The organism is Shewanella sp. SM55 (assembly GCF_025654025.1).
Classification (GTDB): Bacteria; Pseudomonadota; Gammaproteobacteria; order Enterobacterales; family Shewanellaceae; genus Shewanella; species Shewanella oncorhynchi.
Genome location: NZ_JAKKRS010000007.1, coordinates 51503 through 65356 on the forward strand (window position 1 = coordinate 51503; position 13854 = coordinate 65356).

Consider the following 13854-nt stretch of genomic DNA (forward strand, 5'->3'; position numbering starts at 1 on the left):
AGATTTCGCCTACTTACAAATAAATTGTTACGTTTAGCAGTCTGATCCAGACAAAAACTGACAAAATTGCTTCTAGTACATCAAGTTAATTTGTGTACAATAGGCGTGCAATGTCACACTTCGACGCTAATTTGTGAGAATACGATGAAAAAATTACTACTTACTCTCGTTGCCAGTACCTTATTGGCTTCAACTGCACAAGCACACAATTTCGAAGACTCTAAAGATGCAATTGAATACCGCCAATCTGCATTTGGTCTTATTGCTTATAACTTCGGCGATATGGCTGCCATGATGAAAGGTAAAAAACCTTTCGAAGCAGAAACCTTCGCAATGCGCGCAACGAATGTTGCTGCATTATCCAAAATTCCTTTCGAAGGTTTTATTGATGGCTCAGACAAAGGTGATACCGAAGCCCTAGCCAAAGTTTGGCAAGACAGAGCTGATTTTGATGCAAAAATGAAAACCTTCCAAGAGAATGCTGCCATTCTGGCTACTGTAGCTCAAAAAGGTAATCAAGCTGAAATCAAACAAGCCTTTATGGACACAGGAAAAAGCTGTAAAAGTTGTCACGACATTTATAAGAAAGATTAGTTTGACGTTGTTTTCCCATCAAAAAGCCTGCTAAATAGCAGGCTTTTTGATGTTCCCAAACTAAGTATCAATCTACAGAACTTGCACTATTGGCCACATTAAATAGCCAAAGACCACAGCAGCGCATACTGTGAACAGCACTAAAGCAAGCCACTCAGACTTGAATCGAAGCTCGCTCTTCGCACTTGATGAAAAAGCAACCTTCGAGACTTTCTTGTAACCACTGATCATAGCACCAACTAACTTATCCCCTTTCATGGCATGAATAATCACAGCCAGTACATGAATGGCACTCAGCAAGAGAATAAGGTTAAAGTTCGTTTTGTGTAACCAAGTCAAAAATCCACTGGTATCTGAACTGACATAGCTATATAGCGGACCTTCGGTAAAAATATCATCGGTCGCAAAAAGGCCTGTAACTAATTGAAGGCTAATAATCCCAATCAACGCGATGACCATATAGCCACCGATAGGATTGTGTCCAAGTACCACAGACATCCCTTTAGTTCGAATCGATCTCAAGTAATCGAGTACAACTTTGGGGTGATGAACAAAGTGGCTAAACCTTGCCGTATCGCTACCAATGAGCCCCCAGAGGATCCTAAATCCAATAAGGATCAGCAAACTATAAGCAAAAATTTGATGCCACTGCATTTCGCCCGCATCGGCACTCCACCATAAAAGTGCCAACAGACACACCATGCCCCAATGGAAAATTCGCGTGGGTAAATCCCAGACCTTAATTTTAACGTGTTCAGTATTCATAAAATGGGCAAACTCAAAGTGACCGAATGGAATAAGTAGAGGTATTTTATCGGGATTCGGGATGAAACTTAAAGTAAATATAAGTAAATAAGGGCAAAGACTGCGGAGTTATCCCATCGAATATGACCCCATTTAGCTGGCAATACAAGGCTTTTGGGCCAAGAATTATTGATATTTGTCTAAGTGATCAAATATCCAACGAACAGTATCTAATGGGCACAAAAACGTGATCTACATCTCGTTTTATAGTGCGAACCTTGGTAATCTGAAATCCAAGGAAACAACAGAAGGTTCGAAATATGCTAAAGATTACTAGCAAGCAACTTGAAGTCACATCTCCTATTCGCGAACGCATTGAAAGCCGTTTTGAAAAACTTTCAAGGCATGATGTGCAAATGATAAATCCCCATGTAATCATTACGGAGGAGAAACCTGGTTTCAAAATTGAAGCATCGGTTGGCATCCCAAATGGAGAACTCTTCGCTCAAGCAAAACATGAAAATTTATATACTGCGATTAACGCTATGGGCCAAAAATTAGAGAAGCAGCTCAATCGCATAACACACAAACCTGAAGCTCAACGCTCCACATCACTAACACCGACTAATAATGTTGTTGAAATTGACGACGAGTACGAGGAGGAAGATGCGGCATAATTTAAATCTGGTGAGTGCGAGAAACGCATCACTTTGAGAGCAATAAAGTAGAAATATTTAATCAGATCACAGTTTTTACAAAAGCTTAGTGCAATCATTTTAATGATGAAAAAAACAGTTCTTTTGACTAAATACCTACTACACTTTACAAAGTAACAGCAAGAATCGAAGTGGTGCGGATTTAAATCGTTTCAAATGTTGATTTACTTTAAATTTTGATTTACAAATATTGATTAACAGATCTTAAGTTCTAAGTAACGTTACTGGATATAACTAAGGAGCACTACTAATCTAAGCTATATAGTTTTAAGTACTAAGGTTTACTGTTAATGATTAATTTTACTTATAATTTCTACGTTTAAAAGTTCAATTTTTATTTTCAACTAGGTTCCACTTTCAATAGCAAGTTTGGAAAGGAGGCAACACAAGAGCGAACAATTTGATTTTAGAAACAATCAAGTATGTTGGCATTCACTAAAAGCAGTACTCAATTTTGACCCAATATCAGGATGACCACCAGAAACAGGCGGCATTGCTGAATACCAGAGTTAACATAAGGAGCCGAGTACAGTACAACGAGTACATTAGCAAAATCTTTAACTATCAAATTTTTTATATCCACAATGGAGGCTCAGGTAAACATAAACAAAAATCACATTTACAAAAGCTACATGAATAAAAGCGTTTATTGTAAAATGGGCCGGCACCAATGATTGCTAAACACTGAGATAAATGAGGTAACAACTGTCACGTTTAGTTAGATGTAGAGATGTAGATTAGTTATATGAAGAGATGTAGATTAGTTATATGAAGAGAGTCATATTTATACTGATATGTTAGTTAGCGTTTTTAGCGTGTGATTTAATGTAAGTGTTTAATGTAAGTGCAATACGTTGGTTTGATTAAAAGTCATTAGTTTACTTAGTGTTATTTGTATAGTAAAAACTGTAAATCGTATAAATGTTTATTTATGTAATGTGTTAACGTTTACCATTAGTTGAGTTTTGATATTTACAGACACCTTAAATAATGTTTACTTATCAACTAAAAAGGAGGAAATCTAGACTTGACGAAAATTGTAATAACAGTAAATGAGAGCTTTTTATACGCTCCATGTATTAACATGTTAGGTTTTAAATTAAAAAGTAATAATGGTAATAATGGTAATAATGTAAGTAGCAAGACCTAAACGCGTGACAAGGCTAAGCTGTTCTTACAGCAAAATGTACCTAGTACAACCAATGAGCCGTAAATCGTTTATTTTTAAATGTTCGTTTTGTTAGTGTTAGTTTTTAATGTTATAGCTCCATGCAAGTGTTAATTGTTAAAATATAAGTGCAAGACATGTCAACGTAAGTTCGCTGGTACTGCAAACTGCATAGTTTCAAGGTTATACGCTATGCCGCATAAAGTACTTGTTAATGTTCATTGTAAATGCAAGTCGTTATCTAGTGAGTTGTCAACGTTTTACTGTTACACGTAAATGTAAGATAAACGAATGTGTTACCTTGTCCCACACTGACCATAAGGAGGATAAACTCGCTTGACCATATATACATACTTGAACCAAACCAGCGCACCCTCGGGTGCGCTTTTTTTAGATTACCTTTAAGAAAGTTTTGATTGACAGCTAAGCCCTAGCCCTTTAGTTTTAAGACCATGAAAATGATAACAGCAGCTTTTTTTACTTTCTTTTTTACACCCCCACTCTAGGAGGCGGATTTACTGTGTAAAAACGAAAGTAAAAATCCAAAGCCTCCCAACTGGGAGGCTTTTTTGTCTTAAACGATTGATAAAATACATGGCGGCAATTGAGGTCAGAATGCATACACCACAGCCTTTAAATCAAACCCGAGAGCAGATCACCCATCTGGATAATGAACTGCTGGCATTACTCGCTGAGCGCCGTCGCTTAAGTTTAGAAGTAGCCCGTAGCAAAGAAGTAGATGTCAGACCCATCAGAGATACTCAAAGGGAAAAAGAACTGCTCGCTCGACTCGTGAAAGAAGGCAGAGAGAAAGGATTAGATGCCCACTATGTTATCTCCCTTTACCAGAGCATCATTGAAGATTCAGTATTGAATCAACAAGCTTACCTTCACGGCCGCGCCAATCCAGAGACACAAAAACAACAGTATTGTATCGCTTACCTCGGTGCTAGAGGTTCATACTCTTATCTCGCAGCTACACGCTATTGCCAACGTCGCCAAGTTGAAATGCTGGACTTAGGTTGCCAAAGTTTCGATGAAATAGTGCAAGCCGTTGAGTCTGGACATGCTGATTATGGTTTCCTGCCGATTGAGAACACATCTTCAGGTTCAATCAACGAAGTCTACGACGTGCTACAGCACACCAGTCTGTCGATTGTTGGCGAAACGACGATTGAAGTCAGCCATTGCCTACTAGGAAAAGCTGGCAGTAAATTAGCTGAGATCAAAACTGTCTATGCCCACCCTCAGCCTATTAGCCAATGCAGCAGATATTTAACTCAACACAAAGACTTGAGACTGGAATACTGCTCAAGCAGCGCAGAAGCAATGGAAAAGGTAAACCAAAGTCCAGATAACAGTGCAGCAGCGATTGGCAGCGCCGAAGGTGGTGCACTCTATCAACTTGAGTCCATAGAAGCAGGTTTAGCTAATCAGAAGATCAACCAAAGTCGCTTTATCGTTGTTGCTCGCAAAGCCGTTGCCGTACCAGAGCAGTTACCCGCTAAGACTACATTGATCATGGCAACAGGCCAAAAAGCCGGTGCTTTAGTGGAAGCCTTACTGGTTCTAAAAGCGCATCAGTTAAACATGAGCAAATTAGAGTCACGCCCGATTCCAGGAACACCTTGGGAAGAGATGTTCTATTTGGATATCGACGCGAATATCTCCAGTGAATCCATGCAGGCGGGTTTAAAGCAACTCGAGCGAATCACCCGTTTTATCAAAGTATTAGGCTGTTATCCTTGTGAAACAGTCAAGCCCACACAGCTGAGCAACAGCCAGCTACTGATTGAGCCCAGCACCTCTAAGGATCAAGTCATCAGCGAAAATGGTTCTAATGCCAGTCCAGTTCGATATAGCAAAGTCTATAAAGAGCAAGCCAGTGAAATCAACTGTGGCGCAATGACAATCGGTGCAGGGCATGTCTGTGCCATAGCCCAAATCACACTGAACAATGACATTTCACACTTAGCGTTATCGGCTTTCGAGCAGCAAGTGAAGCAGCTTAAAGAAGCGGGATTCCAAGCCGTTTTGCTCAGCGCTGTTAATCAACTGACTATGGCAGAAGTTACTCTCGCTAAACTACGCCAAATCCTGCATCAATATGGCCTAGTGTGCATTATTGCCATAGCGCAAGAAACCGATATGCCATTAGCAGTCCAGCACGCCGATATGTTATTCCTCGCAGGCAAGCAGATGTTTAACCAAACTTTACTGACTCAAGCTGGAACCCTACCGATACCATTAATACTTGAGCGTAACGATATGGCAAGTTTTGAAGAATTACTCACGGCAACAGAAGTCATTTTAAGCCAAGGCAATCAGCAACTGGTTCTGTGTGACTCTGGCATTAGAACCTTAAATAATGCCAATCTACCTTCACTCGATTTAGCGAGTCTGATCCAGATTAAAGCCACGAGCCATTTGCCGATTTTAATCAACCCAAGTTATGCCGTATCAGATGATGCCCTATTGGTTCAAACACAGGGAATTAAACAGCTTAAAGTGGATGGATTGATACTCAATTGTCCACTAGCTAGCAGTGATGACCATGAGTCGCTTAACTTAATAAGCGCTGTGGTACGGGAATTATATCGGGCAAATTAAAGCTTTGATCTTGAGTGATTTAATTTAAAGTGAAATGTGGTTAGTTCGAAGTGTGTTAAGGGATAAATGAGGCTTCTTTTATCCCTAATTGACTCAGACAAGCTTGCTAGCGAGTGTAATGACTAGCAGGCTTAATATTGTTTAGTATTGCAGCGCAGTGAGCCTTTATGCATTTTAAGAAGAGCCAACAGCACTCGATGGTTCAGTAACGGCATTACTCCTACGGATAAGCCCTGTCATAGTAGAGCCCTGCACTAGAATCGAAAATACGACGACGGCATAGGTCATCACTAACAGCAACTCCCGCAGCTCCACACCACCAATAGCATCTATGACGATACCCTCTGGCAAACTCATCGCCATAGCGAGGGCTAATCCTCCCCTTAAGCCACCCCAAATCAAAATCGTCTCTGCATAGGGGTTGTATGACTTAAACAATCGAAAGCCTAAATAAGGTAATAACACACTCATTGCACGCGCCAACAAGACTATTGGTATAGCCACAAACATAAACCACCATAATGGCGCTTTGAAAGTGACTAACAAAAGTAATAAACCAAGCAATAGGAAGAGTAAGGCATTAAAGAAGGATTCAATCAGCGACCAAAAAGTAAATAGTTTCACTCGCTCGTTGCGAGCAAAAAACTTAGGCACACTGAAATTTCCTATGATGATCCCCGCACTCACCATAGCTAAAGGACCAGAAACACCAAGCACATCCGCCATGACATATCCCGCGGTTGGGATCAGCAGGGTAACTAGCATTAATTGCGTTTCTTCCTCGCAATAGCGGAAAAAATGATGCAGCAGAAAACCAAGCACGCCACCGTAAATAACCCCACCTACCGCCTCACGAATAAATAACTCAGAGATATGGATAAACGTCAGTGGCTCGGTGGAGAAAGCCAATTGCGATATTGCCACAAAAATCACTAACCCTATGCCATCGTTAAATAAAGATTCTCCTTCTACTTGAATCGCAATATCTTCCGGCGCACCCATTTTCTTTAAAATAGCCAAAACAGCGATAGGATCTGTGGGCGAAATCAAGGCGCCGAACAGTAAGCAGTGGCTGAATTGTAACGGGAGACCTAGCATAGGCGCAAACCAAAATAATAGCCCACCTATAATAAATGTCGACAATAAGGTGCTTATAAAAGCAAGGATTAGGATCTCCCACTTTTGATGCCTCAGTATTTTTAAGTGGATTTGTAATGCGCCGGCAAAGAGTAAAAAACCGAGCATGCCATTGAGCAGTAAAGCTTGAAAATCGAGTTTCTCTAAGCCAGAGACAAAATACACATAAACGTCCCCACCTAAAGCCTTTCCCCCTAGGAGCAACAACAAACTCATTCCTAGGGCAATAGCAGTAATGGCCACAGTTTCCTGCAGTTTATGGACGCGAGAGGAGATAACCGAAGTCACTAGCGCCAACGCGCAGAGGACACACAGAATTTGGTAGCTGGACATAAGAGCCTCTAAAAATCATCAATTTAGAGACTCTAGCACAAGTTTAGATTTCTAAACCATCCAATAGACTTAACCACCCTTTAATGATCCTGTGGCAAAACCAAATGATCCCAAAGAGATAAATCGAAAGACTGAGCCAAGTCAGTGGAACGCAATAGCCGAGCACTAGTAAGCCAAGAAAGGCGAGATTAGAATGCCGTTGCCAACGTAAATGCGACGCCAATAATGGATTACCATGGAATTGGCGTTGGGAAACATTAATGAACAAACTTAGCAGCACAGGAAGTAATAATAAGGGAAAACCCGACATCAAGGCGTACAACAAATGTCCCAGAGTACGGTCTTCAATTTTTGCGGCATAAGTGGTTGTCATTGTCATTGAGAGACTCCAGCCAGACTAATAGACTGGGCGCAAACATCATACGCCCTTGTCATTAACCTTACGTTCTCACTGAGATAAGCGCAACTAAGGATTAAAAATATTTCCATCCATTTAAAAATAAGTCACAAGTAAATGACGCTAATTAGCAGCACGTTAAAGTTTAAGTGTCACGTCGGATGCTAATTTTGTGGAGCAAGCGAGTACAAAACCGGCTTCAATTTCTGCAGCAGTCAGTGTCATCACGCTTGTCGATACCGTTTCTCCCTCCAAGACTTGACACTTACACGCGCCGCAAACGCCCGAACGACAGGCCGCAATAATCGGCAACCCTTCGGCCTCAATTCCCTCCAGCAGACTTTGTCCTTGATTTAGCGTCGTGCTTCGATCGCCAATAGACAAGGTAAAAGCCCCTTCTGGTGGGTTTTCACTCGTTCCATCTGACGAGTTTGCTTGCATAAGCTGACTGCGGGCAACTTTCTCGGCCGTGGCAAAACTCTCATGGTATAACCGACTCATATCAAAATTGAGTTCGACCAATAAGGTTTTCACCGCTTGCATATAAGGTTCTGGCCCACAAAGGTAGATAGTACGCTCTGCAAAATCAGGTACTAAGGTTGGTAGCATCTGTGCACTTAACCGCCCGAAATCGAATGCTATCTTTGGTGAACACCCCAGTGTTTCAGTGACAGTCTCAAGTACGTATCTGAGCTTAAATGCATTAAAACGGTTGGCCATAGTCGCCAATGATGACTTAAAAATAATATCATTCTCTGATCGCGCACTGTGCACAAAGGCAATATCAGCATCAATTTGCGTATCAGTCAGATAACGCGACATAGAGTACATGGGGGTAATACCGCAACCAGCACTCAAAAAAAGGTATTTCTGCGCCGTTATAGCTAACAGATTAGCATCTAACTTTTCAGTCTCTGGCTGTTTATGGCTTAGCCGAGCAATATCAAACAGATTAAATTGCCCCGCGGGCGGCAGCACTCGTACACTCTGGCCGAGTAATAGATTGTCGATAAGATAATTAGATACGAGTCCACCCACAACACGCTTAATCGTCACCATCAAGGAATAGGGCCTAGATGGCGATGATGACAAGGTATAACTGCGGCACACTTGCTCGCCATTAATCTCAAGCACAAAGGTCATAAACTGACCGGGTTTATAGTCAAACTTCATCGGCTCGCCCGCTTGAAAACGAAAACTCACGACATCCGAGGTTTCATTCCAGCGTTCGACGCACACTATTTGATTAACACTTCCGGGTTTATGGGGCGAAACCGATAATGCCCGCGCTCCCGCTATCACACTCATGTTCATAGCATTTACCCACAAAACACTGCGGCCTCAGTAAACAAGCCAAAACCGCAGTTCAGCAACAATTCTTGGTTGATTTAAGCCACGTTTAACATATTTTTTAAATCGGCTTCGACTGTCGTGGTATTACGCAAGCCAAACTTATCTTCCAAAATTTTGGCTAAATTGGCCGTCAGGAACGCAGGTGGCGTCGGGCCTGTTCGAATATTTTTAACGCCAAGTGACAACAGCGTCAGCAGTACTACAATGGCTTTTTGCTCAAACCAAGAAAGCACTAAGCTCAGAGGTAATTCATTGATATCACATTCAAACACTTCAGCTAATGCAATCGCTAACTGAATCGCTGAATAGGCATCGTTACATTGGCCCACATCGAGCAAACGTGGAATACCGTTAATGTCACCAAATTCGAGCTTATTGAATTTGTACTTACCACAGCCTAGCGTCAGGATTATTGAATCCTTAGGTGTGGATTTAGCAAGTTCAGTGAAGTAGCTTCTGTCGGCTTTGTCGCCATCGCAACCGCCAACAAGGAAGAAATGCTTAATCGCACCACTCTTCACATTTTCAACCACGGCGGGCGCTGCGGCCATCAAGGCATTGCGGGCAAAACCAATAGTGATAGTGTGTGGGATTTCATCATAGATAAAGCCTTCTAAGGCTAACGCTTTATCAATGACAGCCGAGAAATCATCTCCTTCGATATGCACCACACTAGGCCAGCCCACTATGCTGCGAGTAAAGATACGATCACTATAACTACCCACATTTGGATCGATAATACAGTTAGATGTCATCACTACAGCGCCAGGGAAATTGGCAAATTCTTGCTGTTGATTTTGCCAAGCACTGCCGTAATTTCCTACAAGATGTGCATATTTTTTAAAGGCTGGATACGCCAGTGCAGGAAGCATTTCACCGTGGGTAAACACATTGATACCCTTGCCTACCGTCTGCTCGAGAATAAGCTCTAAATCCTTCATGTCATGGCCAGAGACTAGTATGGCTTTGCCCTTAACTGACTTAGTGTTGACCACAGTTGGCTCAGGATGACCAAAGGCCTGAGTTTCACCCGCATCCAGCATTGCCATTATGCGGTAGTTCAACTGACCTATGTCCATAGCCGTAGTAAACAGCTTATCGCCATCTACACTCGGCTCACCTAAGAAAGACATGATTTCATGGAAGCGCCCTGCCACATCAGCATCAGTCTGCCCCAACACGCGAGCATGCTCCATATAAGCAGCCGCGCCCTTAAGACCATATAAACACAATAACCTCAATCCCATGATGTCTTCATGAACTTCATGCTTATCTTTATTCAGCAGTGCAATCGGTGCCTGCGCTAGCATTTCAATCTTACTGGTCCCCAGCACTAACTGAGCGACTTGCGGCACTTGCTCAGCAGCAATACCGGCTTGTTCACAAGCCGCTTCGTAAGAAGCTTTTAACTGAGCACGATACTTAGCCGCCTGCTGGGTATAGGCCATAATGCGCTCATCATCGAAGTTGACGTTGGTGAGGGTCGCGAAAAAGGCTTTAGGCACAAAACTATCAATTTCAGCATCGATAATGCCCAGCTCGCGAGCTTTAACCGCATAAACAGACACGCCTTGCAGCATGTAAATCAGCAAGTCTTGCAGATCGGACGTTGCCGCCAACTTGCCACACATACCTTGGGAATAACTACAACCATTGCCAGCGGGTGTACGAATGGTTTGCTCACACTGAATACAGAACATGGATAGACTCCTAATTTAAATTCATGCTTTATTTTTGCATGTTTAAAACTAGTCTACCTAAACGTGCCATAAGCGACAGTCATTTCTAAAGTGAGATGCTAAATGTTAGAGAAAGATCACCTTAAGCAATTACTAATAAATACAATGTGACCTGTTAAAAATCCATAAAAAAACGCCCATCAATGATGGGCGTTTTAAAGAGTAACTGTTTATTTATTAATTGGTTTTCATATCATTTACCGATTGCAGCATAATACGGCTTTCGCGTTGGAATTGAGGGGCAAAATCCCCAAACCATTTGGCGACACTTTGGAACTGCTTAATAAACTCGTTCCTGTCACCCCGTTTTAGTAGCTCTAACGCTTCACGGTAGTTATCTAAATAATCACCAATAGCATGCTGGCTATCTTGCTGTGCAAAAATAATATCGGCGTAAAGCTCTGGGCTTTGGGCGAATAAGCGCCCTACCATAGCTAATTCTAATCGGTAAATCGGCGAGCTAAATTGCAGTAAAGTATCGATATCTGCCTCTTCCTTACACAGATTCAAACCATACACAAAGGTCGAGAAGTGACGCATTGCCTGCACTAGCTGCATCGCATTGTCGTGACGCTCTGGTTCTGCTTCGACAATCCGCGCCCCCCAAATGGCGATCTGCTCAAGCAACCACTGGTATTTTTCCGGCGAGCGACCATGACACACCACCACGACTTGCTTCGCCAGACTGCCCACATCAGGACCAAACATAGGATGAAAACCAACGACGGGACCAGAATGCGCCTCAAGCATGGCTTTAACCGGCTCAGTCTTGATGGAGGTCAAATCTGCCAGAATGCAATCTGCTGGTAACTGAGTCAGTTTTTCACGAATAAGCTCACAGGTAATCGCAATAGGCACTGTCACTAACACCATCCCCGCATCGGCAAATAAGCTATCCGCTTGCCGCCAATCGTCTTTATCGAGCAAATTCACTTGGTAGCCGGATAAGGTCAGCATTTGTGAAAATAGTCCACCGAGTTGCCCTTTACCGCCGACAATCACCACTGAACCAAGATCTTTTTTAACTTGCTTAAAACCAACATCTTTTTCATTGAGGTAAGACTCACGCATCAAGCGACGCAAAATATCTTCGATCAACTGCGGCTCGATCCCCATAGTTTTTGCTTCTTCACGGCGTTTAGCCAGCATGGCGGCTTCACGCTGAGGAGCATAAATAGGTAAACCGGCGCCGTGTTTCACCGTGCCCACTTGCGCAACGAGATCCAAGCGCTTACGCAGTAAGTGCAGTAATTGCTGATCAACACCATCAATCAGGCCGCGAAGGTGTTCTAATTCGGCCGTTGTTTTTTCATTCATACCTGAGTCCATTAAGCTGTAACCAATTTAAGCGTTAGCTACTTTAAGCATATCGAAACGCGTTGGAAGTATTGAAGATAACTTCGCTGCGCCTTCCCGTAAAATGGTTTCTGTTTTTTCCCAATTAATACAAGAATCTGTTACAGAAACACCGTAAGCAAGCTCGCTTAATGGCCTATCACAACTTTGATTGCCTTCATTTAAATGACTTTCTAGCATGACGCCAATAATCGACTTATTGCCGTTAAAAATCTGCTCGAACACATCTTCACAGACAGGCTTTTGGCGGCTGTAGTCTTTGGATGAATTACCATGGCTGCAATCGATGATCAAACGTGCATTGAGTTTGGCTTTATGGAGCTGCGTTTCACACTCTGCCACACTCGCCGCATCATAGTTGGGCGTTGCACCACCGCGTAAAATCACATGGCCATCGGGATTACCTGCAGTTTGCAATAATGCGACTTGGCCCTGTTGGTTTATGCCCATAAATCTGTGGCTACTGGCCGCCGATTTTAGCGCATTAATCGCTACATCGAGCTTACCATCGGTGCCATTTTTAAAGCCCACCGGCATAGAAAGACCCGATGCCATTTCCCTATGGGTTTGCGATTCAGTGGTGCGAGCGCCAATGGCAGACCAAGTGACAAGCTCAGAAATGTACTGAGGACTGATAGGATCGAGTGCTTCGGTGGCAACAGGCAGTCCTAACTCGGCCAACCAAATCATTAGCTCACGGGCCATTTTCAGGCCTTTTTCGACATCGAAGGATTCATCCATATCGGGGTCGTTGATCATGCCCTTCCAACCTACCGTGGTACGCGGCTTTTCGAAGTAGACTCGCATTAAGATGTAAAACTCATCACTGAGTTCATCGTGCAACTTTTTAAGCTTTAAGGCATATTCCTTAGCCGCGGTGATATCGTGGATAGAGCAAGGGCCAGTGACGATCAATACTCGATTGTCGCGCTTGTGGACGATATCAGCCACGGTTTTGCGAGCATTAAGAATATAACGATAAGCATGCTCAGAGAGTGGCAAGGCATTTTTAAGCTCTTGCGGCGTGATTAAAACTTTCTCTGAACTAATGTGTACGTTGTTAATCGTATCTTGTTGCATGCTTACCACCTAAGACTTAGTGTTTAACCCAGTTATCGAAGCAGGACTTCAAGTCAGCTTGGGCATTCATTTCGGATATAAAATAGCGTAAATCCATCGCAATGTACTTTTGTAATGCTACATCATTACAATCAGGCGACCACTATGCCTGTTCATTCTCTTTAGATCAAGTATAAATACTCAAAAAACAGCAACAAAAAACCGCCACTAGGGCGGTTTTCTGTGCGAACACTACGTCTTGTTTTCTGTAGCGGTAACTATTACTTAGTTGCCAGCTTCTCACGGATACGTGCAGATTTACCTGAACGATCACGCAGATAGTACAGTTTGGCGCGACGAACGCGACCACGACGCTTAACTTCAATGCTAGCGATCAGTGGGCTGTGCGTTTGGAAAGCACGCTCAACACCTTCGCCATTAGAGATTTTACGTACTGTGAATGCAGAGTGCAGACCACGGTTACGCTTAGCAATTACAACGCCTTCAAAAGCCTGTAAACGCTCTTTATCGCCTTCTTTAACACGAACCTGAACGACTACTGTATCACCAGCACCAAACGCAGGTACGTCTTGTTTCATTTGCTCATCGTTGAGCATTTTAATGATGTTGTTCATAACTTACTCCGTT

11 protein-coding genes and 1 other annotated feature are annotated in these 13854 nt (G+C 42.7%); of the genes, 3 read left to right on the top strand and 8 right to left on the bottom strand.

Annotated features, from left to right (window positions below; genetic code table 11):
- The first annotated feature begins 144 nt into the window (after window positions 1-144).
- Window positions 145-594, top strand: a complete 450-nt coding sequence (locus tag L5L91_RS10710; protein WP_028760800.1) for a c-type cytochrome — start codon at window positions 145-147, stop codon at window positions 592-594.
- 72 nt (window positions 595-666) lie between these two features.
- Here L5L91_RS10710 and L5L91_RS10715 read toward each other — a convergent pair whose 3' ends face one another.
- Window positions 667-1359: a cytochrome b/b6 domain-containing protein gene (locus tag L5L91_RS10715; RefSeq protein WP_113940655.1), complete on the bottom strand. Its 693-nt coding sequence runs from the start codon at window positions 1357-1359 to the stop codon at window positions 667-669.
- Between the two features lie 299 nt (window positions 1360-1658).
- Between L5L91_RS10715 and hpf the strand changes: the two genes are divergently transcribed.
- Together hpf and L5L91_RS10725 are read left to right on the top strand one after the other, a co-directional pair.
- Entirely contained in the window at window positions 1659-2015 is a 357-nt protein-coding gene (gene hpf / locus L5L91_RS10720) for a ribosome hibernation-promoting factor, HPF/YfiA family (protein ID WP_105249847.1), read from the top strand.
- A gap of 1664 nt (window positions 2016-3679) precedes the next feature.
- Window positions 3680-3796 (top strand) — a sequence feature (Phe leader region).
- A gap of 41 nt (window positions 3797-3837) precedes the next feature.
- A complete protein-coding gene (locus L5L91_RS10725; RefSeq protein WP_263236491.1) occupies window positions 3838-5832 on the top strand; it encodes a chorismate mutase in 1995 nt (664 codons plus the stop codon).
- A gap of 174 nt (window positions 5833-6006) precedes the next feature.
- On the opposite strand, the gene L5L91_RS10730 is transcribed toward L5L91_RS10725, so the two are convergent.
- From L5L91_RS10730 to rplS, 7 genes are all read right to left on the bottom strand, one after another.
- Window positions 6007-7302 carry a cation:proton antiporter gene (locus L5L91_RS10730; RefSeq protein WP_263236492.1) on the bottom strand — a complete coding sequence of 432 codons (1296 nt, stop codon included), beginning with the start codon at window positions 7300-7302 and terminating at the stop codon, window positions 6007-6009.
- 43 nt (window positions 7303-7345) lie between these two features.
- Entirely contained in the window at window positions 7346-7681 is a 336-nt protein-coding gene (locus tag L5L91_RS10735) for a hypothetical protein (RefSeq protein WP_105249849.1), read from the bottom strand.
- Between the two features lie 156 nt (window positions 7682-7837).
- Complete coding sequence (locus L5L91_RS10740; protein WP_263236495.1) at window positions 7838-9013, bottom strand: hybrid-cluster NAD(P)-dependent oxidoreductase; 1176 nt, start codon at window positions 9011-9013, stop codon at window positions 7838-7840.
- Between the two features lie 74 nt (window positions 9014-9087).
- Window positions 9088-10752, bottom strand: a complete 1665-nt coding sequence (gene hcp / locus L5L91_RS10745; RefSeq protein ID WP_263236497.1) for a hydroxylamine reductase — start codon at window positions 10750-10752, stop codon at window positions 9088-9090.
- 216 nt (window positions 10753-10968) lie between these two features.
- Window positions 10969-12108 (bottom strand): bifunctional chorismate mutase/prephenate dehydrogenase, encoded by a 1140-nt coding sequence (gene tyrA, locus L5L91_RS10750; RefSeq protein WP_263160814.1) that lies wholly within the window; start codon window positions 12106-12108, stop codon window positions 10969-10971.
- Between the two features lie 27 nt (window positions 12109-12135).
- Entirely contained in the window at window positions 12136-13227 is a 1092-nt protein-coding gene (locus tag L5L91_RS10755) for a 3-deoxy-7-phosphoheptulonate synthase (RefSeq protein ID WP_263160815.1), read from the bottom strand.
- A gap of 260 nt (window positions 13228-13487) precedes the next feature.
- Window positions 13488-13841 carry a 50S ribosomal protein L19 gene (gene rplS, locus L5L91_RS10760; protein WP_006080791.1) on the bottom strand — a complete coding sequence of 118 codons (354 nt, stop codon included), beginning with the start codon at window positions 13839-13841 and terminating at the stop codon, window positions 13488-13490.
- Window positions 13842-13854 lie beyond the last annotated feature (13 nt).